Source organism: Sphingobium sp. TKS, from assembly GCF_001563265.1.
Classification (GTDB): domain Bacteria; phylum Pseudomonadota; class Alphaproteobacteria; order Sphingomonadales; family Sphingomonadaceae; genus Sphingobium.
In genome coordinates, this window is record NZ_CP005083.1 from 253,681 (window position 1) to 274,424 (window position 20,744).

16 protein-coding genes and 1 pseudogene are annotated in these 20,744 nt (G+C 64.5%); 9 read left to right on the forward strand and 8 right to left on the reverse strand.

All coding sequences use genetic code 11. The annotated features are described in order from the left end of the window. Positions 1-22: 22 nt before the first annotated feature. The 3 genes from K426_RS01220 to K426_RS01230 all read right to left on the reverse strand — a co-directional run bounded on the left by K426_RS01220 (position 23) and on the right by K426_RS01230 (position 2,676). Positions 23-1,093 (reverse strand): ParB/RepB/Spo0J family partition protein, encoded by a 1,071-nt coding sequence (locus K426_RS01220; RefSeq protein WP_025160828.1) that lies wholly within the window; start codon positions 1,091-1,093, stop codon positions 23-25. Then, positions 1,090-2,286, reverse strand: a complete 1,197-nt coding sequence (locus K426_RS01225) for an AAA family ATPase (protein ID WP_015460581.1) — start codon at positions 2,284-2,286, stop codon at positions 1,090-1,092. Before K426_RS01225 ends, K426_RS01220 begins: the two co-directional genes overlap by 4 nt. Positions 2,287-2,493: 207 nt before the next feature. Beyond that, the gene (locus K426_RS01230; protein ID WP_020819384.1) at positions 2,494-2,676 is read right to left on the reverse strand and encodes a hypothetical protein; all 183 of its coding nucleotides are present in this window, start codon (positions 2,674-2,676) and stop codon (positions 2,494-2,496) included. Between the two features lie 171 nt (positions 2,677-2,847). On the opposite strand from K426_RS01230, the gene K426_RS01235 reads away from it, so the two are divergent. Both K426_RS01235 and K426_RS01240 read left to right on the forward strand, forming a co-directional pair. After that, positions 2,848-3,696 carry a DUF7146 domain-containing protein gene (locus tag K426_RS01235; RefSeq protein WP_021224597.1) on the forward strand — a complete coding sequence of 283 codons (849 nt, stop codon included), beginning with the start codon at positions 2,848-2,850 and terminating at the stop codon, positions 3,694-3,696. Continuing rightward, the gene (locus K426_RS01240; protein ID WP_020819387.1) at positions 3,693-4,136 is read left to right on the forward strand and encodes a hypothetical protein; all 444 of its coding nucleotides are present in this window, start codon (positions 3,693-3,695) and stop codon (positions 4,134-4,136) included. Before K426_RS01235 ends, K426_RS01240 begins: the two co-directional genes overlap by 4 nt. Positions 4,137-4,175: 39 nt before the next feature. On the opposite strand, the gene K426_RS01245 is transcribed toward K426_RS01240, so the two are convergent. From K426_RS01245 to K426_RS01260, 4 genes are all read right to left on the reverse strand, one after another. Then, positions 4,176-4,517: a type II toxin-antitoxin system RelE/ParE family toxin gene (locus K426_RS01245; protein ID WP_223308239.1), complete on the reverse strand. Its 342-nt coding sequence runs from the start codon at positions 4,515-4,517 to the stop codon at positions 4,176-4,178. Further along, on the reverse strand, positions 4,466-4,735 hold the full coding sequence (locus K426_RS01250; RefSeq protein ID WP_020819389.1) for a CopG family ribbon-helix-helix protein: 270 nt from the start codon (positions 4,733-4,735) through the stop codon (positions 4,466-4,468). Before K426_RS01250 ends, K426_RS01245 begins: the two co-directional genes overlap by 52 nt. 364 nt (positions 4,736-5,099) lie before the next feature. Continuing rightward, positions 5,100-8,549: an ATP-binding protein gene (locus tag K426_RS01255; protein WP_020819391.1), complete on the reverse strand. Its 3,450-nt coding sequence runs from the start codon at positions 8,547-8,549 to the stop codon at positions 5,100-5,102. Between the two features lie 3 nt (positions 8,550-8,552). Then, positions 8,553-9,806 (reverse strand): metallophosphoesterase family protein, encoded by a 1,254-nt coding sequence (locus K426_RS01260; RefSeq protein WP_020819392.1) that lies wholly within the window; start codon positions 9,804-9,806, stop codon positions 8,553-8,555. A gap of 298 nt (positions 9,807-10,104) precedes the next feature. Between K426_RS01260 and K426_RS30000 the strand changes: the two genes are divergently transcribed. Beyond that, on the forward strand, positions 10,105-10,458 hold the full coding sequence (locus K426_RS30000; RefSeq protein WP_079640273.1) for an NAD(P)H-dependent oxidoreductase: 354 nt from the start codon (positions 10,105-10,107) through the stop codon (positions 10,456-10,458). Between the two features lie 33 nt (positions 10,459-10,491). Further along, entirely contained in the window at positions 10,492-11,103 is a 612-nt protein-coding gene (locus K426_RS01270; protein ID WP_020819394.1) for a PAS domain-containing protein, read from the forward strand. 204 nt (positions 11,104-11,307) lie between these two features. Here K426_RS01270 and K426_RS01275 read toward each other — a convergent pair whose 3' ends face one another. Next, positions 11,308-12,174 carry an arginase family protein gene (locus K426_RS01275; protein WP_021222983.1) on the reverse strand — a complete coding sequence of 289 codons (867 nt, stop codon included), beginning with the start codon at positions 12,172-12,174 and terminating at the stop codon, positions 11,308-11,310. A 152-nt stretch (positions 12,175-12,326) separates the two neighbouring features. Here K426_RS01275 and K426_RS01280 point away from each other — a divergent pair, with 152 nt between their 5' ends. From K426_RS01280 to K426_RS01300, 5 genes and pseudogenes are all read left to right on the forward strand, one after another. Beyond that, positions 12,327-14,441 (forward strand): ParB/RepB/Spo0J family partition protein, encoded by a 2,115-nt coding sequence (locus K426_RS01280; RefSeq protein WP_020819396.1) that lies wholly within the window; start codon positions 12,327-12,329, stop codon positions 14,439-14,441. Positions 14,442-14,522: 81 nt separating this feature from the next. After that, a pseudogene (locus K426_RS01285) lies at positions 14,523-15,242 on the forward strand (ArdC family protein); the annotation flags it as partial. A 187-nt stretch (positions 15,243-15,429) separates the two neighbouring features. Next, a complete protein-coding gene (locus K426_RS01290) occupies positions 15,430-16,779 on the forward strand; it encodes a tyrosine-type recombinase/integrase (protein ID WP_066553252.1) in 1,350 nt (449 codons plus the stop codon). Beyond that, entirely contained in the window at positions 16,776-18,563 is a 1,788-nt protein-coding gene (locus K426_RS01295; protein WP_066553254.1) for a hypothetical protein, read from the forward strand. The genes K426_RS01290 and K426_RS01295 overlap by 4 nt, the downstream gene beginning before the upstream one ends. Then, positions 18,560-20,722 (forward strand): integrase, encoded by a 2,163-nt coding sequence (locus K426_RS01300; protein ID WP_066553256.1) that lies wholly within the window; start codon positions 18,560-18,562, stop codon positions 20,720-20,722. The genes K426_RS01295 and K426_RS01300 overlap by 4 nt, the downstream gene beginning before the upstream one ends. Positions 20,723-20,744: the final 22 nt, after the last annotated feature.

The window sequence follows — 20,744 nt, forward strand, 5'->3', positions numbered from 1 at the left end:
AAAGATTTATTGTGGATTCTCATTATCGCGCAAATCTCGCGCTCTCGATGACCGGACGCAGTGCGTCCAGAATCTCATCGACCGATGCGCGGCCTTTTGGATTGATGTTGATCGTGATGCCCTTCGCCTTGGTATCGGCGAGAACTTGTCCGATCTCCTTGCCCGAAGCTGCCGTCAGAGCCGGCTTCGCCTTTGGCGAAGGCGCAGGCCTGGAAGGTGTCACGGCCGCGGCCAGGCGTTCGCAGACTTTGCTGCCCTCGATCTTTTCCGCGCCGGCGGCCAGCAGCTCTTTCTGCTCGGCGGCGATTATGGCCGCCTCACCGAGAATGGCGTCGCGATAGCGCTCATCCTTGATGAGCGGCGACAGGCGCATGCCGTGACGGACCTTCAGGTCGCCTGGTTCCGCAAATGCGCTCACCACCTCGTCGGGGAGTTCGGCGAGTTGCAGCAGATTGTGAAGATTCTGCTTGGGGATCGCCAGGCGCTCGGCCATCTGCGCCCTGACGCCCTTATAATAGGCTTCCACCGCGTGCCGATAATTTCGGGCCCGCTCGAGATCGGTGACGTCCTCGCGCTCCCGGTTTTCCAGGTCCGCGAGACGGAAGGCGCCTTCGTCATCGAGCGTTTCGATCCGGGCTACGAGTTCGATCTCGCTATGGTTGTTCGCATGGAGCCAGGAGATCGAAAAATGACGACGTGTGCCGACGATCAGCTCATAGGGCTGTTCGGCATTGGGGGTTCGCCTGACGACCACCGGTTCGCGATTGGTTCCTTCCTCCCTGATCGATTCAATCAGGGAGGCGCAGCGGTCATAGCTAAGCGCCGCATAGTCGCGCGCATTGCCTGGCCAGATCGAGCATTCCGACGGCTTCAGGCGAATGGTGAGGCGCTTGACGGTGCGCGCGATCTCATCGAACGCAACCCCGCGCCGTTCGAGGAAGGACGGTGTCGCCGGTTCTTCGGCGGGCTTTTCTCGATCCGCGTGATCCCCGGCGACGGGACCATCGGCCGCGCGTGTCGGGGGCGGTGTCGTGCCGATGCTTTCGATGGCGTTCGCCAAGAGACTCCGCCGTCTGCCCCCCGCGCTGCTCATGCGGCCTCCGTCAACCGATCGGTGCCAAGCTGCGCCATCCGCGATGGCCACTGCTTGCAGATGTCTTTCTCTACCTCGCGGAAGACCATGTTGAGATTGTCGCGGCAGCGAACATAGGTCTGATGCGAGCCGTAGGGTTTGTTGATCTCGTAAATCGAAGACATCGAAAGTCCCGCATTCTTGATCTCTTCCGAGAGCAGAATCGGTGTCGAGAGCATTTGTCCGGCGTAGGTCTTCTCCATGACCTGGAGCATCTGCGCCTCGTTCGTGCGACTGGGCTGGAACATCGTGCAGACGACCCGAATGAAGCCATAGTCGATCGACGTGTCGAACTTGGAGACGAGATCCATCGCCTCGCGGCAGGTCTGCATGAAATGAATGGTCGACAGATAGTCGAGCTGCCGGGCAGGGACGGGGATCAACAGGCCATCGGCCGCAGTCAGCGTGTTCACGCCGAGAAACCCCATGGCCGGGGGAGGGTCGAGAATGACGACGTCATAGTCGTGACGAACTTCCTCCAGTCCGATCCGCAGCATGCGGAACGCGCCCGCGATCGCTGTCGGTCCTTCCTCGATCGTCGCGGTCAGTTCCCATTCGGTGTCCTGCAGGCCGAGGTTCGCCGGGCAGATGTCGATATTGGGCCAGGCTGTCTTCTGGATCGTCTTGCGCAGCGAATCCGCTTCGTCGATGCGCGGCGACAGGAAATTCGACAGCGTATGGGTCTCGTCGACCAAGGCCTCGAGATTGACGTCGAACATCACGCTCATCGAAGCCTGGGGATCGCAGTCCACGACAAGAACCCGGTAACCCCGCAGGGCAAGATAATCGGCAAGGTGCTTGCCCGTGGTCGATTTGCTGACACCGCCCTTGAAATTCTGCACGGCCACGACGACCGCTCGCTCGGACGGCAATTTGCCCATCTTGATACCGAGCGCTTCGCGAATCGCGATCAAATCCTCGACCGTGTAATATCTGCGCCCGTTGGCGGACGTCTTCGGCGCAGGAAGGCGTCCACGCGCTTCCGCCTTGGACAGGGCTTCGGGCGTCCTCCCCAGAAACTCCGCGGCGACCGAGGCCCCCATTGAAATATTGAGGGTTTTCCTGTCGGATGGATCTATCGCCGCTTGCCGCAGAACGGTTTTTGCATTCTCGCACGAGGTGATCATCGCATCGAGAATCTGACCCGACAGCATGGGCGTTGTCCCCCTTCTCAACCCAAATTGGCCTTGGTTCGTGAAAAAGGTCGAAAAAAGACCCCTTATCCCGGACAGCTATGCCAAAAGGATGGTGGTTAGTCAAATTGGTAGCAGCTGGCGCCATCATGCAAGGACAACGCTGCTCTCAGATGGAGAGTCCGGGATCATTCCGGGCGAACGGACAAGCTCCGGTTTCCATGCGAATCAAGTGATCGCCAGAATTGGCGGCAAGCATAGATCGGTCTTGTCGCCGCTTCGAGAATGGAACTCAAATTCCTTCCCGGCGGCATCCGAGTTGGCGGTGGTCCACGAATCGGACAGGGCCAGAACTGCCGCTGACGATGTTCTCCTGGCGCTCGAATAGGCGGCGACAAGGCCCACCGCCATCGAGGCATTCATTCCGCTCGCAGGAAATCCCATCCGCAAACCGGCCGTGCACCCCGGTGGCTATTCGCGCTTCCTCGATCCGCGCACGCAGCCCGGAGCACAGATAGACCGCGATCTGATGGCCGGGAGAAAGAGGGAGAGGGGCAGGGGCATGCAAGCAGGAGGAATGCCATGCCGCTTACAGCCCGACGACCATCCCAGGAACTCATCGATCTCGTAGGTGCTCTCGGTGGCACCTGGCATGGCCGCACCGCCATGTGCCTGTGCCCGGCGCATGCTGATAGCACACCAAGCCTCTCGATCCGTCAGGGCGATCGCGGTATTCTTGTCACTTGCTTTGCCGGTTGTGATCGCGAAGATGTCCTGCGCGAATTGCGCCGGATACCGATCCGGCAACACTACTCCTACCGGGACATGCCCGCGCGCGCTTCGGGCAATGCCGCACGGCTCTGGGAGAAGGGGCTTCCGATCCCGGGCACTCTCGCTGAGCGTTACCTGACGCTGCGGCATCTCGAGCCGCCTACCGATGATCTCCGATTTCATCCACGCTGTCCTTATCGTCCCAAGCCCTGGACCACGTTCCATCCCGCCTTGCTCGTGGCCGTGCGCGAAGGGCGGCGACTGACTGCCATCCAGCGCATCTTCCTCGACCGGGAAACCGGCAAGTACCGCATGAAGCTCATGCTGGGGCGGCCAGGGCAGGGGGCATGGCAAGGGGGAGGGCGGGCGGCTTCTTGCCTGGCGCTTGCCGAGGGCTTCGAAACCGCGCGGGCCTTCACCCTCATTCAAGGAGCTCCCTGCTGGGCGAGCTTGGGTGCACGGCGTCTCGATCAGATCCTGCTGCCGCAAGGTCTGACATCCTTGATCCTCGCCGTCGACAATGACGCCGAAGGTGAACTGGCGGCGGCACGCGCGGCGTTGCGATATGCTCGGCCCGGTCTTGAGATAACGTGGATGGCGCCGCGCGGCGTCAAAGACTGGGCGGAGGTATTGGAGGCGTCTATGGGATCATTGCGATGAACGAGGCCCGCAGGACGCATATCCGCTCGATCGCCCTGGACCGCGACGTGCGGTTCCTGCTGCATTTCACCCAAGCTGCGAATCTCACTGGGGTCGTGAAGCATGGCTTATGGCCGCGCCGCGATCTGGCAGCAGCCGATCATTTGGCATACGCCAGTGATTACGGCCGATTGGACGGAAACAAAGACGCCGTCTCTGTTTCGATTTTGTGCGTGAGCGAGCCGAGGTTCGCTGGCGGCGAAGAGGAGAGGCGAGACCTCGCACCCCATTTTCCCACCGACCGTGAAGCCGAAGTGCAAGTTTTTCAGCGGATCGAAGCCGACCACATTCCTGGTGCCATCGTCGGTCAACCGGGACTGGCGGAACCCGTGAGAGCTACTCTGAAATGGCTGTCCGGCCGACTGCGGCAGGTTGAATTTCAGGATTTCGGTCTGGTCTGAGGATAGAAGCGACTGCGGCGGTGGTCGATCGCATCCTCGCTACTGCTCCGATTCGAAGTTGCGGTTTTCGCGGCAATGCCAGAGGCGCAGTATGAAGATCGTTCCGGCCGCGATCTCGTAGCGCATCTCGTAGTTGCCGACGATGATCCGGCGGACCTCGCGCGGCTCATAGGCTTCCAGCTTCTCGCCGATCCTCGGATAATCGATCAGCCGATCCGGTGCGTGGGCGAGTTGCTGGACCACGCGCGCCGCCGCTTCGGGGGCGACCGGACCCAGATGCTCGTGCAGTCGCACAAGGTCCGACGACGCCTTGCTGGTCCACTGGATCTTCATTTGACCGGCGAGGGTAGCGGCTTGTCCGTCCCAAGGCTGTCGGCCCATGCCGTGATCGCCTGGTGGTCGATCACCCGTCCGGCATCGACATCCTCCAGGGCTTCGAGCGTCATCCGGTGACGCTCCTCCTCCTGATCGACCCAGGCGGCGAGCGCTTGCTTCACCACCCAGCCGCGCGAGCGTTCGAGTCGCGAGGCCATTGCTTCAACCTTTTCCGCGAGCCCCAGAGGGACATGCGCGGTCAATACCTTCGTCTCGGTCGCCATGTTTATCACCTGTTATCAGTCCGATTAAAATATAATCATACTGACGAGAAAACGCAAGTTGGGGAGCCGTGGAGTCGAGAACCGGGCGAAGGCGCTGGAGGCCGCGCTCCGCTATTTGCCGTCCTTCAAGGCGTCCTTGACCCGCTGCCGCATTTCCGCAGCCTCCGCCACGTCATGCGGCCTTAGATCGAAGCCGTCGGGCAATTGCCAGCGGCACCGATATTCGCTGGCGCGCATCGAATGGGACGAGGACAGGTGCCGCTGCAGGTTGCGTACACAAAGCGCCGAAAGAGTGTCGGAGCAGCGCGTTCCGGATTCGAACAGCCAGTCCAGGGCGGCTTGATCTGAAGGTCGCTCGGCTGTCTCAGGCCAGGGAGCATTCCGAGTGAAGGTCTTCGCCGACGACAGATCGGGCGATCGCCGCCAGATGGGGGTGATGGGTGAAGAACAGCACCTGCGTCGATCGCGCGAGTTCCGCCAGCACCCTGAAACCGGCCTCGGAACGCTCATCGTCGAAATTGACGAACAAGTCGTCCGCGAGGAAGGGCAGGCGAACACCGGCCGCGATGGATTGCTCGACAGCTGCGAGGCGAAGCGCGAGAAAGAGCTGGTCCGTGGTTCCCTCGCTCATCGCCCCGACGTCCACCACGGTCCTGCCATCGTCGCGCAACCCCAGGAGCCGTGAATTGGGTCCGTCGCTGTCGATCCGCAGCGCCGCATACCGCCCGATCGTCAGCCGGCGGAAGATCTCGCTTGCGCGCAGCAGCATGGGATCCTGATGGCGCTCGCGATATTGTTCAATCGCCCAGCGTAGCGTGACGGCCTCGGTTCGCTTCAGGATAAAATCTTCGGCAAGAACAGCGAGCTCGGCCCGGGCCTGCTCGGCATCCGAGGCCGCGTCGGCGGACGAGCCGCTTTGCGCCTCCAGACCGGCAAAGACTCTCCTGGCATCGCCGTGGGCGCTTGCGGCAGTGGCAACCTCATCGTTGAGCTGGGTCAGCTGCCCCGAGAGCGACTGGATTCGGACAGCCAGACCGTCAGCATCGACGTCTTCCAGGGACGCGACAAGCTCATCCAGTCCCTTGCCGTCGCCCGCCGCGACGATCGCGGCTTCCGCTTCGCTGACCGCGTGGCGCAGGGCGCGCGCTGCTCGCGAACGCTCGATGGCCGCACCCAGGCCCTGCAGGTCGGTAGCGCCCGTCTCCTCCAGAAGCGCGGTCAGCGAAGCCCAGGCCGCAGCATGCCGTGCGTCTTCGGCCGCCATCTCAGCGCTTCGGCCGGCAATGCTTTCCTCGAGTGCCTCCAGGACGCTTGCGGTCGAGCGCGCCGCCGAGAGCCGGGCCCGCATCCCTTCGAGTAGCGTCACTCCGCCGCCCGAGGCGGCAATCCCCAGCCTTTCGGTTAGGGCCGCAACGCTTTCGTCATGTTCACGCGCGTCTCTCGCTATGCCGTCGATGCGTGTCTGCAGGTCTCGCTGCGCGGCAATCGCGGCTCTGAGCTCGTCCAGGACGTCGAGAGTTGCCGGAGCGCTGGCTATGTCGAGATCGATGTCCGCTTCGACCAGCAGCGCGCGCCAGGCCTCCATCCGCGTCGCCATACTCTCATCGACACGCGTGCGGCGGCGCTGCAGACCTTCCGCATCCTGCCCGATTTGTACGAGTGCGGCCTCGTCGAGTCTGTGCTGCTCGGCGGCCGCCTCGCCGGCTTGCCGAATCCGTGTGGCGAAGGCGAGCAGCGGCAGGAGGTCTTCTCCCTTGGGCACCGACTCGTCTGCGAGGGCGGCGACCAGGCTGGCACGCAATTCATTGCGCCGCGCAACGATCGCCCTGGCATCGTCGTGGGCATCGATTGCCTCCTGATGTGCTGCTTCAGCCGTTTCCCGCTCGGACACCCAACCGAGGAACCGATTGGGCTCCAACGCCGGAAAGCCCGCCTCCGCCAACTTTCGTGCCCAGCCCGTCAGCGCGCTTTCGCGACGATCGCTTGCCGCCTGCGCGCGCGTGTCCGCCTGGTCAGCGGCCAGAAGGAGCCTGGTCCGGCGTTGACCCATGACCGTCAGACGGCTCGACTCGTCGGCGGCGGCGTAGCGGGCATCTCCGCGTTCATCTGCTCGAGCGACTGCCGTCTCATAAGCATCGACAGCTTCATCAGGGGAGGGGAGGGCCATGCCTTGCCGCATGTGCGCGCGCAGCGGTCGCCAGAACGCGTCGCGCTCGCTTCGAACCGCGGTGATCTCCTCGTCAGCCACCGCAGCGCCCGACGAGAGCTGCTCCATTTCGAGCGAGAGCGCCTCGGCCTCTTCGCGGGCGCGCGAAGCGGCGTCTGTTGCCCGCTGCAGATCGGTCTCGGCCTCGGCAAGGACGGATCGCACGTCTTCGATTTCGTGCCGTGCCAGTCTGGGAAGCGCGGCCAGGGCCGATGCGTCCCCGCTCCAGGGCGTGAGCCGAGCGAGCGCCACGTCCAGGCTGGCCGCGGCCCGGTCGGCTTTGCGCTGCGCCAGTTCGCAGCGCGCGTCCGCATCGGCCCCGAGGGTCCTGGCAAGGTCGATCGCCGTTACGATCGCGGTCAGATTTCCTGTTTGGGGGCGATCCGCAATCTTCCGCTCGATCGCGACACGCCTTTCAGCCAGGTCCTGCTCACTCTCGTCGATCTGCCGGAGCGCCGCGAGATCCTCGGCATGACCGAGCGCGATTTCGCGCAGTCTGGAACTTACGATCCGGGTGGGGGGATCGGAGGCGAGCGCGCCGGCTTCGGCGCGGAGCCGGGCGACAAGACCTCCCGATGCGGATCGCTCCTCGCTCAGACGCGCTAAGTCCTGTTGACCCTTTGTCACCGCGCCCGACGAAGCGATCAGCGCGTCGATTTCGGCGTCGTGGGCGAGGACCGACGGATCAGGAGAAAGCGCCTCGATCTGTGCCCGGGCTTCGTTCACCAGATTCTGCGCGGCGGCCCTTGCACGCGAAGCGGCCTCCATCTCGGCCATTGCCGCTTCGGCGGCGTGCTCGCGCTGCGGCCCGATATCAATCGTATCCATGTGGGCGGCAAGCGCCGCGAGATGGTCGCTGCGAAGACGGACGGCAGGCGCAATCCGGCGGATGCGCTCGAGGCGGCTGACCTCGGCAAGAACTTCGTCGCGCCGCCGCTGAACCTCTTCGAGCATCTGCTGGGCGTCCGCGACCGCGCCTTTGGCATCGAGCCAAGCCTTCGGCTTGAGGGCCTGGTCCCGGACTGCTCGGGTCTGCGCTTCGAAATCGCGTTGGGCCTGCGTGAAGCTCCGCCTCGCCGCGGCGCGTTGTCCCCAGATCGCATCGGCTTCGCTCTCGAGGCGAGCCAATTCGTCCGCAACACCCGTGAGCCCGGAGCCTGCGGCAAAGAGGGCTCGGCCCAGGTCGTTGCGGGCCTCGACCATGGCCCGCCCGCCCGCTCGCAGGCCATCCTGGTCGAGGCTGAAGGAGAGTGCGAATGTCTCGCGCGTCTGCCCCCGCAGCATGGCGAGCAGCATAGCTTCGTCGAGGAGACGATCCTCGGCATCGATCAGTGTCCCGGCCGTCCCCTTCTTGCGGCGACAAGCGAAGCTGTGCCCCTCGTCCTCGAGCACGGCCCCAACGCGCAGCAGGGCGTAGTCGTAGACGAAGTTGTAGGGAGACCGTGCCGGGAAACCGAACAACAGATCGGAGACCGCCGCAAGCGAGGTCGATTTTCCCGCTTCGTTGGCGCCGTACACCACGTGAAGATCGGGCTCGCCTTGGCGAAAGGAAAGCTCGCAATCCTCGAAACGACCATAACGCTCGAGTGACAGGGTGGCGAACCGCATCGCTCAGTCCCCCTTCGTCAAACGCGAGCGGAGCGCCTGGGCGGCGGTTCCGATGACCGCGTCCCACTTGCCGTCGCCGGCATAGCGGCGAAGGTCCGCTTCGTCGGCATCGGGGAGCAGGCTCTGCGCCGCGAGCAGGAAGGGCGCAAGGTCCGCGGCCAGCAGTTCGTGCAGTTGAGGATCGGTGGCGGCCCGATCGATCAAGGCAGCGAGATCGTCGCCGACAATCACCTCACCGGCGGCGGCGGGCTTCGTCACGAGCAGCTTCACTTTCTCGATGAAGAGATTGGGCGAGATCGAAGCGGCCACGGCGCGCGCGACGTCGCGCAGGTCCGCGGCGCTGTCGATGAGCGCGCCGGCGCTGTCGGTCTCGCCCGTCAGCACAAGCCGCGTAACGAGCGGCAATCCATCGCCGCCGTGCTGCCACGCTTCAAGAAGCGCCGAGCGCATGCGTTCCGCAATGCTATCGGCCGGCACGTCGGTACAGTCGATATCGACCGCGAGCCAGCGGATCACATCCAGATCCAATCGATCGATGGAGGAAACCTGACCATCCTCCACGGTGACGATCACCGCGCCCTTGGGGCCCGTCTCGCGGATCGTGCGACCCTGGATGTTGCCCGGGAAGACGACATGAGGCGCCTCGCACACGATCTCGTGTTGATGGACATGGCCGAGCGCCCAGTAGTCGTATTGCTTGGCTTTGAGATCATCCAGGCTGCAGGGCGCGTAATCGGCGTGGCCCTTCCGGCCTGCCAGCGCGGTGTGCAGCATCCCGATATTGAAGTGATGCTCCGCAGCGGCGGGATAGGACGGAACGAGATTGTCGGTGACAGCCGGTGTCGAGAAGCTCTGTCCGTGGACCGCGACCTGGAGCTCGGCAAGCAGATGGGTTTCCGGTCGGCGCGCGCTGAACAGGCGGACATTGGGCGGCCAGGGAATGCTGCGGGTGATGACGGAGGCGGCATCATGGTTGCCGGCGAGAAGGAACACCGGGATTTCGGCCCGATCCAGGCGGCCCATGGCGCGGGCGAAATAGAGGCCGGTGCTCATGTCCTTCCACTCACCGTCGAAGAGGTCGCCAGCGATCACGACGAAATCGACATCTTCGTCGATGGCGCGTTGTACCAGATTGTCGAAAGCCGCGCGGGTGGCTCCTCTTATGTCGTCCTCGGGCAGACCTTCATATCTCGACAGGCCATGGAGCGGGCTGTCGAGATGAATGTCGGCGGCATGCAGGAAACGAAAATCGCTCAAAACTCTTCCCCCCTCGAAAGCGGCGATATTCTCTGGGTCACCGCGATCCTCCGTTTGTGTAGTGCCCCATGGGAGAACACCCCCAACATGGCCGCAGAGCTATTGGCCATGCGTTCCGCACAGTCGCATGTATTGTAATCAGGGTTCCTCCGCCAGTTTCCCGACTCTTGCGAGGAAGAAACGCTCCCCCTCATAGCTCAAGTGATTTCATCTCGGCTGGCCGGTGCCTGTCGCCACCGACACTCCGGGATAATCCCAATTGCACGACGATGCGTGGATGGCGGATTCAGGAGATGTCATGACCCGCATCACGATTATCGATGGGCATCCCGACCCAAACGGGACCCGGTACGTTCATGCGCTTGCGGATGCCTATGCGGCGGGCGGCGAGGCGGCAGGCCATGAAGTGCGCCGGATCGAGATTGCAGAACTTGATTTCCCTATCTTGCGATCGGCCGGGGAGTGGCGGGACAATGCGCCCGCCGCCGCCATTCACAAGGCCCAGACAGACATTCGCTGGGCGAATCATGTGGTCATCCTTTACCCACTATGGCTCGGAGACGTTCCTGTGCTCAGAGGTCATTCAGTGTATTTATTGCGTTGCAGATGCCAGCGAGTCGGGGAAACTTCTCGGGACCGGAGAAGTTCATAGATCCGAGGCACAATTGAAACCTTAGGGGGTAATGTGCAACGCTTCATCCTGCACGAAAACTTGAAGAAATTCAGGGCCTGCCTGGGCGCAGACGTTGCCGACACCGAGCGCAGCTATCTGCTGCAGCAGATCCGTTCAATTCAACGCGAGCTTGCATTGCTCAACGCCGCCGCACTTGGCGTGCAGAGATATCCTATTGAATTTGGCGCGCTATCATCATGTGATCGGAGCCTTTTTCAACGCCTGACGGAGACCTCTACCCAGCCTACGATGATCATCGATCCGAGGGCTGGTATGCGAATCCTCGACGTCAACGATGCGCATACTGCCATCACCTATACCGAGCGCAGCAGAGTGGCCGGAGAAAGGCTCTTTGACGTCTTTCCGGATAATCCGGATCTTGAGGATGCAACCGGCGTCGCAGGCTTGTTTGATTCCATCCGCATCGCGGCACAGGGACGGCGCCAGCATGCCATGAAAGCACAGCGCTATGACCTGCGGGGTTCCGATGGCCGGTTTCTCGAGCGCTATTGGCAGACGGTGTCCGTTCCGATCCTGAATGACGAAGCGCAGCTGGTGTGCATTCTGCATCAAGCACGAGATGTCACCGAAACAGTCGGCACTGCGGGTTTCGTTGGTCATTGACACCCTCTAATGACGTCTCATCGGCGGTCAGCGCCGCTCTCACAGGAGAAGTCCGTCACATTCAGATTGTGAAGCATCGCGTAGCGGTGACGACGTTTACCTCGAGATCGGGGGGAGGGCGTGTCCAAAGCGGCGAGGATAGCTTCGCGAGTGGTGCGCCATTGGTATTCCGAAACTCGGGGCGGTTTCAGCCCACAGTGAGTTTCATGATTTCATGATGGGTAACTCGGCAAGGCTGTTTCTCAGGCGCAGCATGTCCCATGGCAGATGTTCGGCGATGGCAAGGCCAACCATATCCACTGCCGCGCCGATCTCTTTCAACAGGCGCACCACCTGGTCCAGCTGCATACGGCCTTGCTCTATTCCATCGAAGGCCCCCTCCGGCATGCCCGGCCTGTTGAACAGCAGCGGAGAAAAATGAGCCGGATCGAGGACATCGAGGTCGAAATGTACCGCAAGATGCGTGATTCCCTCGGTCTCGATCCAGTCGAGGATCGGCCGGCTGCTGTCAGCAAGGACGGCTGGCGGGATATGCCGGATGCCCAGTTCCTTCAGGATCAGGTCTTCATCCGCGTTCCATCCCTGCATGCCGGCGATCATCACACGCCGGGCGTCCAGCTTGCGGGGCACTTCTGCCGTGAAAGCCTCGTCGCCCCGGCCAAGCAGCAGGGCAAGCACATGGGCATGGGCGTGCGAAAACTCGGCAGCGCTCATCACGTCGGGATGGGCATCGAGCCAGAGAACGCCCAGCTTTTCACCATATCTGCGGCTTAGATACGCCATCGGCGCAAGATCGACCAGGCAGTCGCCGCCAAGCGTCACGATCCGATCGGGCGCATGCCGCTCGATGGCTTCGCGCGCCGCTCTTGCTTGAGACAAGAGGGCGGCGCACCACTTGATGCCACGGCTAACCGGCGGGGAGCTTCCGTCCGGTTCCGGAACCGCCACGGTTTCCTCGGGGCCGTCATGCGGCGGGGCAAGCCAGCGCAACAATTCGGAACCAAAGCTATAGGCGGGTTCATCGCCACCCTGCCATTGCGGCATGTTCAAACGGAGCGTCGTGGAGGTCACCGCAGATCATATTCTTTCGAGGCCGGAAGAGAAGACAATGTAGGTTGTCCGGCGGAAAAAAGCCACGCCCACGGGGCGCCCCGGGGTTCGAGAGGGAAGGGGGAGTGATGCTGGTGTCCGGGCTGATCCGGATGCCAGAAGGAGTTCCTCCGATGACCACGACCGTTAAGCTCTCGAAGCTTACGCTTTCTCCCATCAATGTCCGCAGGCGGCCCGACGACCTGCTGGAAATACCGCAGATGGCCGCCGATCTCGAAGCTCGCGGCGTACTCCAGAACCTGCTCGTCACGCCTGTGAAAAAGCCGCGCGGCACTTTCGAGGTCTTCGATGGCGGTCGCCGCCTGCGCGGTCTGCTCATGCTCGCCGAGCGCGGCACCATCGACCCTGAAACCTACGATGTTCCCGTCAAGGTTCTCGTCGGCGACGAGGCGACCCTGTCCGAGACCTCGACCGCGGCCAACTTCCATCAGCTCAAGATGACGCCTGCCGAGGAATGCCGCGCGTTCCAGTATTTCATCGGTCTCAATAATGATATCGACGGTGTCGCCAAGCGCTTCGGCCTCACCCGTCGGTTCGTCGAGGGCCGCCTGCGGCTCGCGACCCTGGCCGAGCCCATCTTCGAGGCGCTGAGCGAAGGCACCATCACGCTGGACGTCGCCAAGGCCTATGCCTCGACCGAAAACCAGGAGAAGCAGCTTCTCGTCTGGAACAGCTACGGCACCAGCTATGCCAATGCCGACACTATCCGCCGCGTCATCGCCAACGAAACGATGAAGTCGACCGATCCGGTCGCGATCCTGGTCGGCGAGGACCGCTATGCCGAGGCTGGCGGCAAGATCGACCGCGACCTTTTCAGCGACAGCGGCGACAAGTGGGTGAACCCCGAGATCGCGCAGCGGCTCGCCGCGGACATCATGGAAGCGGAAGCCAAGCGGATCGGCGAGGAACTCGGTCTCGCCTGGATCCGGCCGATTGCGTCGAACTACACGCATAGCGCGGCGACCGGCCTCTACCGGGTGATCCTGCCGCAGCCTGATTTCACCGAGGCGCAGCTGGCCCGCCTCGATGCGATTGCACAGCGGCAGGAAGCCATCGCCGAGGAGATGGATGACGAGACCATCGATGAGGATGCCTACAAGGCGCTCGACCAGGAATATGATGCCCTGTCCGAGGAAGAACACGCGCTCCACAACATCCCGCCGGTGCTGCCTGACGAGATCAAGCCGCTCGTCGGCGCGTTTCTCAAGCTGACGCCCAGAGGCGAGATGGTCCTCGACACCGAATATTATAGCGAGGAACCGGTCAGCATCGGCGGCGCTGATGAAAACGGCGAGGACGACCACGGCGATGGTGCCGGCGGTGGCGGTTCGACCGGCCCGGGCGGCAGCTACACGCCGCCTGCTCCGCCGCCCGAAGCGATCGCCCCGGGCGGCAAGCCGCTCAGCGCCCGGCTCTACGATGAGCTGGCGATGCAGCGGCGCGACGTGCTCGCAGCGACCCTGCTCAGCCATCCGGCCCTGGCGCTCGACTATGCGCTCTTCGTCATGATTGACGATCGCGCCAGCACGTTCAGCGCCTATGGCTCGACCATTCGCGCTCGCTCGCCGCAGGATCCGGTGAGTGGCGACCAGCCGACGACCCGCGCGCGGGGCTATCTCGCCGAAGCCCATGACGGGCTCGATGCGAGTTGGCTGGAGCACAAGTCCGAGGTCGACCGGTTCGAGGCGTTCCGGGCGCTCGACGACGACAGCAAGGCGGCCTGGCTCGCCTACATCGTGGCGATGTCGCTCGAAGCGAAGGCGAGCTACCGCGCCGAGCAGTGTCCGCTCCACAACCGGTTGGCGACGATCATGGATGTCGATGTCGCAAGCTGGTGGCGGCCGACATCCGAGAACTTCTTCGACCGCATCAGCAAGGGCTCGATCCTGACGCTGCTCGCCGATGTCGGCGGCGCGGCGCTGACCGCGCGCCACGCGACGATGAAGAAGTCGGAGATCTCGGAATCGTGCGCGAAGCTCTTCGCGGGCGAAGCGATCGTCGAGCCCGAGGTCCGGGACGCGGCGCTTGCCTGGGTGCCCGACGCCATGCGCTTCCTCGACAAGACCGAGGCGGACGATCTCGAACCCGCCGAAGGCGATCCTGAAGAGCAGGCGATCGTCGAGCCCGAGGATGCCGAAGAGGTTGGCGTGGCTGGCGTCGACGAGACAGTGTCCGGTGCCTGCGAAATCGAAGCGGAATCGCCCGATCAGGACGCTCTCGCGGCCTGACGCCGCTTTCTCCTGGATGCCTTGCCGCCGGCGCGTGGTCCCGTGCCGGCGGCCTTTTCCCCTTCCGCACGGAGAAGCGCCATGTCCCTTGCGAAACGCACGAGCCGCGATGTCGCCGCCGAAATCACCGACCTCATCATCCGCAAGCTCGAGGAGGGTGTTCCGCCCTGGTCGAGGCCCTGGCGGCTGAACGGGGCGGGCGGACGCCCGCTGCGTCATTGCGGCACGCCGTATCAGGGCATCAATACGCTTTATCTCTGGGCGCTCGGCGATGCCCAGGGTTATCGTTCGCGTTACTGGATGACCTGGCGCCAGGCGGAAACGCTAGGCGGGCACGTCCGCAAGGGTCAAACCGGCGCGCTTTCGGTTTATTATTCCTCGTTCAAGAAGCGTGAGGAGCACCCCGAAACCGGCAAGCAAGTGGAGCGGAGCATCCGGTTCCTGCGCCATTACATCGTGTTCAACGCCGATCAGATCGACGGTCTTCCAGCCTATTTCTACCCCTCTGACGAACCGGAGCAGCCTCTGATCCCGTCCGAGCGGCAGGCGGCGATCGACGCCTTCTTCACGGGAATCCCTGCCGACGTTCGCCATGGCGGAAACCAAGCCTACTTCACACCGACCTTCGATCATATCCAGCTGCCGAACCGAACGGCCTTCCGCAGCATGGATCACTATGCGTCCACGCGTTGCCACGAGACGGTTCACTGGTCGGGCCATTCCAGCCGACTCGCACGGACCTTCGGCAAGCGCTTCGGCGACAAGGCCTATGCGTTCGAAGAACTGGTCGCCTTATCTGGACAGTCTGCGCCGCCCGCAACATTGCAGTAAGGTCGGCGATGGACGCCCACGGTAGGCAGTAATCAGGCTGGCCGTAGCGCTGACCCAAGAGCTGGCGGAGGCCAGCCTGATTGCTGCCGGGCCATCAGGCGCACCGGTGTGAAGGTCAGCTTCCGGGTGGGGGGTCCGGGGGGAGGGTTTCGCGCCGGTGTCGATCATTACTGTTTGCGAGCGCCGCGAGGCCAAGGGCCTTGATGCGCATGTGCCGCTGATCCTGCGGGACGATGCGCTCTATGATCCCGATCTGGATCGCTTCTTTCTCGACCTGCCGCTGTCGGGGGTCCGCTCGCGGCACTCGCTTCGCGCCTACGCCTATGATGTTGCGGTCTGGCTTCGCTTTCTCGATGCCTGCGGCAAGACCGTGTGGGCTGCGACCCGCGACGATGTCGATGCCTATCATCGTGAGCGACGCCGCGACGAGGCCGATCACCGGATCACGGCGGCAAGCTGGAACCGGGCTGTCGCCAGCCTCGATCGCCTCTACCGCTGGGGCGAGCAGCAAGGGCTGATCGCCGACGCGCCGTTCAGCCGCCGCGCCGTGTGGCGACCGGCGCAAGGTGGCCGTCGTGGCATGATCGCGGCGCGCAACGACGCCTATGAACGTGTCGCCAGGCGGTCGGATGTGCGGTTCGTCACGATGGACGACTACCACATTTTCCGCGAGGTCGGCCTGCGCGGCCTCGCCCCGGACGGCACCGAGCGCCCCGGCGCTCGCGATCGCAACGGGCTGCGCAACGCGCTGTTCGCCGACCTTCTCGTCACCACTGGCCTGCGTCTTGAAGAGGCGTCGGGCCTGCTCGCCGATGAGCTTGCGGCCATCGATCACGACCACGATCAGGCTCAGCAGCTTTGGCTGCGCCTGCCGCCGCCGCTCACCAAGGGCGACCGGGGACGCAGTGTGCTGGTCCCGCGTCGGCTGCTGCGTCAGATCGCCGCCTATGTCGCCGTCGAACGCGCCGCAGGCGTGACCAAGTTCGCCGCGCGCGACGGCGCGGCCAAGCTCGAACGACCGATCCCTGTCACCCGCGCCGGTCTCGACCGCATGCGCGATGTCTGCACCCCAGAGGAACGATGCCGCCTGATCCTGTGCGACGAGGATGGACCGCCCCACGAGCCGGCGGCGCTATGGCTGACCGAGGTAGGGCAGCCTGTTCGCCCCAACTCGTGGGAGGTGATCTTCACCCGTGCCTGCAAGCGGTGCGAGGAGAACGGTTTCCCGCTGTCGATCAGTCCCCACCAGCTTCGTCACACCTTCGCAGTCCATATGCTCGCCTTGCTGATCCAGCAGCGGCTGCGCGAAGCGGCATTGCCGGCGGGGCCGGTGGAGAGCTACCGGCTGATCCTGGGCGACCCGCTGCAACAGGTGCAACGTCTGCTCGGCCACGCGAGCCTCACCACCACCTATATCTACCTCGATCATATCGCGACGCGCGCCGATACAGTGGACGCGGCCGTCGAGGAGCTGCTCGCGCTGCTGCCGGGACCGCAGGGCGCATGAGCGGGCATCCCCGCAAGGGCCGGCCTGTCGCTTTCGCGCCGATCACGCCGGAGTCCGTGCAGCCCGATGCTGTGCTCGGCCTCAAGTTCACGATCGAGGCACGGCATGGCGGAACGGTCCTGATCGATATGATTGGGCTCGTTCCTCGCCCACTCGCCATCGCCTTCGCGGGCGCGCTACGTCGGTCAGCGGCGCTCGGCGGCCCCATCGGTGCGGCCAGCGTCATCAAGCAGTATGTAAATGCCTACCGCCTGTTCTTCGCCTGGCTTGGCGATGACGCGCTGAACGTGGCTGGCGTCAGCGACCTGCGCGCAGTCCATATCGATGGGTTCGCCTCCGCGCTCGGACAGCGCGGGATGGGCGCGATCCACCGGCACATAACGGTCGGCAAGATCATCAACACATTGCGCGCGATCGAGGCAGACCGGCCCGATCGGATCGCGTCCGACCTGCATGAGCGGCTGCGCTACACGCTGGCCACATCGGCGGGCCGCTCGACCCCGCGCGATGCTTATAGCCCCTTCGTCGCCCGCGCGTTGCGCGACGCCGCGAGGACCGATGTCGAAGCGATGTTCCGCCGTCTCGGCGCCGACGACCGGACCGATGAGGGCGACCCGGTCATCGCCAGCGCGCGCGCCGATGTCGAAGCGATCATCGCGCGGCAGGGCTTTATCGTCGCAGACCAGCCCGCGCTGAAGAGCCTCTATTTCATGCGCATGCGGCGCGCATTGCCGATCAGCACGCTCATCGACGACCTGCATGGCCGCCATCACCTGCTTGCGCGCGATCTGCCGGCGCTGCTCGTGTTGCTCACGCTCGATACCGGCCTCGAGCCCGAGTGCCTGAAGACGCTGACCGTGGATTGTCTCACCAACCCCCATGCCGGCACGGTGGAGCTGCGCTATCTCAAGCGCCGCGCTCGCGGCGCCGAGCACAAGAGCATGCGCGTCCGCGACGGCGGTGGTGGCACGCCTGGCGGTCTTATTCGTCGCCTGATCGAGGCCACGGCGACTGCCCGCACGCATCTAAACGACGATCGTATTTGGGTTTATCACAACGCTGGCGGCCTGCGGGCAGGTATCCGCCACCCGACGGAACGGATCGATGCCTGGGTGGCGCAGAACGATATTGTCGATGACGACGGCAAGCCGCTCCACCTGCTGCTCTCCCGGCTCCGCAAGACCCACAAGGCGCTATGGTACACCAAGACCGAGGGGCATATGGCCCGCTTCGCGGTCGGCCACTCGCGCGAGGTAGCGGCGCGCCACTATGCTGATCTGCCGTCGCTCCGGCCCCTGCACGAGACGGCCGTCGCCGACGCCTTCCGCGCAGCGGTCGCCGCCGCGATGCCGACCGTGCTTCCGCCCACCGCCGAGCAGGCGTTGCGCAAAGCGCCCGATCAGGCCGAGCCGCTGATGCCGCTGGCTACCGTGGGTCCGTTGCTCGACGGCGAACAGGATGTCTGGCTCGCCGCCTGCGCGGGCTTCCATAACAGTCCCTTCGCCGAGGCCGGTTCGCCCTGTGCGCAGCCCTTCTGGGGCTGCCTTGATTGCCCTAACGCCGTCATCACCGCGCGCAAGCTCCCCGCGATCCTGGCTTTCCTCGTCTTCGTCGAAGAGCAGCGGCTGAGCCTGCCCGCGACCGACTGGGCGGCCAAGTTCGGCCGCGTCCATGCCCGCATCACCGCCCAGGTCGTGCCGGCCTTCTCCGATGCCGTCATCGCCGATGCGCGCCGGCAGATGGAGAGCGAGCGGCTTTATCTGCCGCCGGAGGCACGCGCATGACCATACCCGCCCATGCCCAAGAGCCTGCCTTCGACGATCGCCCCGTGCTGGCGAGCGCGCCGCTCAAGGAGGGCCACGCCCGCGAGGAGCTGTCTCGCGTCGGCGACCCGAGCTGGGATCTCGGTCTCGCCGTATTCCGCGAGAACGCCCGGCGCTGCCACGTCACCGTGCATTTCGACGTGCTCGAACATGCCGATGTGCAGGCGGCGATGCGCGCCTATCTCTACGCCCGTCTCAACGTCGATCTTCCCGGCTACCGCCCGAAGCTGCCGCCGGCGAGCATTCGCCAGGCATTCAACCGTGCCCGCCGGTTCTTCGCCTTCGCCCGTGAGCGGCTCGGACGGCTCGACGTTTCCCGTATCGATCAGGCATTGGTCGATGCCTATGCCCGGCACCTTCGTGCCGATCCGGCCCGGCGACCCGTCATCGTCGGCCACCTCCTCGAAGTGGTCCCCGATCTCTATCACTATCGTGACCACCTCGCTGGCGGAGGCCTTGCATTCGAGCCCTGGGCCGGACAGGCGCCCGCCCGCGTCGCGGGCTACCGGCATGTCCGGGAGAACCGCACGCCGCGGTTCCCGGAAGAGGTCATCGCCGCGCTGCTCGCATGGTCGTTGCGCTACGTCACCGTCTTCGCTGACGACATTCTCGCAGCCCGTCGCGAGCTTGATCGGCTCGAAGCGCGCCGGGATCGTCTCGTCGCCGCCGACTCCGGCCTCCCGGACGCTGATCGCCGGCAACGTCGCCGCACCCGCCTGAAGGCCTATTTCGGTCGCCGACGCAGCGAGGGGCGCGGCGCACCGATCTGGGGCACCGCTCATAACGGCAAGCTGCGCGTCGACCCCAACACCGGCGCCGTGACCCCACCGATCAACGCCCATCTCCTGCATCTCCATGCCGGGATCGACGTGCAGGCCGAGCCAGGCGCGCATCTCCTGCTGACCGGCGGTGAAGCGAGGTTGATCGACGCAGTGGCGGCCGAGCTGGGGGTAGAGGTCGGCGGCATGGACACGCCGATCTCGATCGATCCCGAGAGCGGTCGGCCATGGCGCGAGCGCTTCGACGCGAAGACTCTCGCACACGAGGAACGGATGCTCCAGGCCGCCGCCTATATCGTGTGCGCCTACCTGACCGGCATGCGCGACTGCGAGGTGCAGGCGATGCGGCGCGGGTGTCTCTCTATCGCGCGCAGTGAGGACGGCCTGATCGAGCGGCATCGCATCCGATCGACCATCTACAAGCGCCGGGCGGCCGTGGGCGAGGCGGCGAGCTGGGTGACGATCGAGCCGGTCGCCGATGCGATCACGGTGCTCGAACGCCTGTCGGCAGGACCGGCGCGCGCCAGCGGCAGCGATACGCTCTGGCCGGTGCTGCGCGCGAGCGCCGTCTCCAAAACGCATCTGTCGAGCGAGGTGGTCCGTCAGCTCAACACCTTCCGCGATCACCTCAACACCGCCTTCGGCAGCCCCGATATGCCGGTCATCCCGCCCGGTCCCGATGGCAAGCCGTGGCGCATCACGACGCGGCAGTTCCGGCGCACGATCGCGTGGCACATCGCCAACCGTCCGTTCGGCACCATCGCCGGCATGATCCAGTACAAGCACGCCTCGGTCGCCGCGTTCGAAGGCTATGCCGGGACCAGCGCATCGGGGTTTCGCGCCGAGGTCGAGGCGCAGCGCCGGCTCGGTCAGACTGATGACCTGCTGGACTATTTCGACCGGCGTCAGAGCGGCGCATCGCTTGGCGGGCCGGCGGGACCGCGTATCGGGCGGACGCTCGACGATGCCGCCGTTCAACTCGGGCCATTGCCCGCCATGATCGCCGATCGCGCCCGCCTGCGCGTCATGCTCGCCAGCGTCGCGCGCACCTTCCATGTCGGTCCGCTCGCGGATTGCTTCTTCGATCCTGCAACCGCGCTCTGCCTCAAGCGCGTGACAACCCCCGATCCCGCGCAGCCACTCACCGCCCTGTGCGAGCCGACCCGCTGTCCCAACGCCTGCATCACCGCCCGGCACAGGCCGGCCTGGGAACGCGCGGCGGCCGATGCCAGGGCGCATCTACGCGAACGGCGCATCTCCGATCTCCAGCGTCAAGCTCTCCAGCGCGAGCTCGATCGCCTGACCGCGGTGATTGCCGGGATCGATCCTCCCGCGCCGTAGACCACCCCGGCTGTTGGCGGAG

Excerpts from the sequence above, each read along its gene's own strand:
- K426_RS01300 (WP_066553256.1), top strand. The coding sequence starts at position 18,560 with ATGACCATACCCGCCCATGCCCAAGAGCCTGCCTTCGACGATCGCCCC.
- K426_RS01255 (WP_020819391.1), bottom strand. The coding sequence starts at position 8,549 with ATGCGGTTCGCCACCCTGTCACTCGAGCGTTATGGTCGTTTCGAGGAT.
- K426_RS01280 (WP_020819396.1), top strand. The coding sequence starts at position 12,327 with ATGACCACGACCGTTAAGCTCTCGAAGCTTACGCTTTCTCCCATCAAT.
- K426_RS01245 (WP_223308239.1), bottom strand. The coding sequence starts at position 4,517 with ATGGGCCGACAGCCTTGGGACGGACAAGCCGCTACCCTCGCCGGTCAA.
- K426_RS01225 (WP_015460581.1), bottom strand. The coding sequence starts at position 2,286 with ATGCTGTCGGGTCAGATTCTCGATGCGATGATCACCTCGTGCGAGAAT.
- K426_RS30000 (WP_079640273.1), top strand. The coding sequence starts at position 10,105 with ATGACCCGCATCACGATTATCGATGGGCATCCCGACCCAAACGGGACC.
- K426_RS01250 (WP_020819389.1), bottom strand. The coding sequence starts at position 4,735 with ATGGCGACCGAGACGAAGGTATTGACCGCGCATGTCCCTCTGGGGCTC.
- K426_RS01295 (WP_066553254.1), top strand. The coding sequence starts at position 16,776 with ATGAGCGGGCATCCCCGCAAGGGCCGGCCTGTCGCTTTCGCGCCGATC.
- K426_RS01235 (WP_021224597.1), top strand. The coding sequence starts at position 2,848 with ATGCCGCTTACAGCCCGACGACCATCCCAGGAACTCATCGATCTCGTA.
- K426_RS01220 (WP_025160828.1), bottom strand. The coding sequence starts at position 1,093 with ATGAGCAGCGCGGGGGGCAGACGGCGGAGTCTCTTGGCGAACGCCATC.
- K426_RS01230 (WP_020819384.1), bottom strand. The coding sequence starts at position 2,676 with ATGGCGGTGGGCCTTGTCGCCGCCTATTCGAGCGCCAGGAGAACATCG.
- K426_RS01240 (WP_020819387.1), top strand. The coding sequence starts at position 3,693 with ATGAACGAGGCCCGCAGGACGCATATCCGCTCGATCGCCCTGGACCGC.